Source organism: Leisingera sp. F5, from assembly GCF_001593695.1.
The window spans coordinates 1-1,178 of the sequence record NZ_LUKH01001229.1 but is presented as its reverse complement, the minus strand read 5'-3'; the positions used below and the strand labels follow the sequence as shown (position 1 = coordinate 1,178).

The 1,178-nt window shown below is 65.9% G+C and carries 1 protein-coding gene and 1 pseudogene; one reads left to right on the top strand and one right to left on the bottom strand.

What is annotated here, in order from left to right; genetic code table 11:
- A partial coding sequence (locus tag A2I95_RS40375) for an ATP-binding cassette domain-containing protein (protein WP_291737942.1) occupies positions 1-572 on the top strand: 572 nt, incomplete at its 5' end.
- A gap of 118 nt (positions 573-690) precedes the next feature.
- Here the strand turns inward: A2I95_RS40375 and A2I95_RS40370 are convergent.
- A pseudogene (locus A2I95_RS40370) lies at positions 691-1,178 on the bottom strand (saccharopine dehydrogenase); the annotation flags it as partial.

Here is a 1,178-nt window from a genome sequence, read left to right as displayed (position 1 = left end):
ACGAAACCCTGCTTGAGAATATCGTGCTGGGCCGCACCGATGTGCCCGACGCAGAGCTGCAAGCCGCGCTTGAGGCCTCGCATGTGGCGGATTTCCTGCCCAAGCTGGAGCATGGGCTGGAGACACGTGTCGGGCCGCGCGGATCAGCCCTGTCTGGCGGCCAGCGCCAGCGGGTGGTGATTGCCCGCGCCTTGCTGCGCAATACGCCGGTGCTGCTGCTGGACGAGGCCACCTCGGCCTTGGATGCGCAATCCGAGAAGGTGGTGCAGCAGGCGCTGGATAAGCTGGCGGGCGGGCGCACCACGCTGGTGATCGCGCACCGGCTGTCGACCATCCGCAACGCCGACAAGATCGTGGTAATGGATCGCGGCCGGGTGCTGGATCAGGGCACCCACGAAGAGCTGCTGGCGCGCGGCGGCACCTATGCCGACCTTTACCGGCTGCAATTTCAGGACGGCAAGACGGTGGTGGATACTGCCGGCATCGCCGCCCAGGCGGAACAGGTGCCGGGTGGCGCCGCAAGCGGCAAGGAACGCTGGTTCCGTCGGTTCTCGCGCAAGGTGTTCGGCTGAGTATCTTTGAATGTTTCCCCCGGCCGAAAGGTCGGGCAACGCCCGTCCGCCCCCATGGGCGGGCGCTTTGCTTCCGCCCGCGGACGGGCGCTGCCCTCTCCGTGAACGGACAAACCTGTCATTTGGGCAGATGCTCCAGGAAGGTGGCCTTGGCCCGGCCCCAGACGCCGCTGTCCAGATCGGTGAGGGTCAGCAGCGAGGGAAGCAGCTGGGCTGCGTAATCCTCGGAGCTTTCCACCGGCAGCATGGAGGGCAGGTTGTCGATTGCCATCACATCCAGCACCGGGTGTTCGGCGACGCGCAGAGCAGGTTGCTCCCACGATGTCGCGCGGTCATAGACCGGCACCGGATTGTAGTCACTGTCAGGGTCGCAAGCGACATCGCCGATGGCGGTCAGCTTGCGGTCCGCAGCCAGCGCCTCGCGCGGGACAAAGACCGGTGTGCCGGGCCGGGCGAAGATACAGTTGAGAAACAGGTCATGGTCCAGGATCTCCGGGAAAGGGCCGCCGCTTGCGGTTTCGTTCATGTCCCATTTGGTGACTTTGACCCCCATTGCTTCACAGAGGTCTGCCGCGCCGGTGCCGACCCGGCCAAGCGCGCCGATCA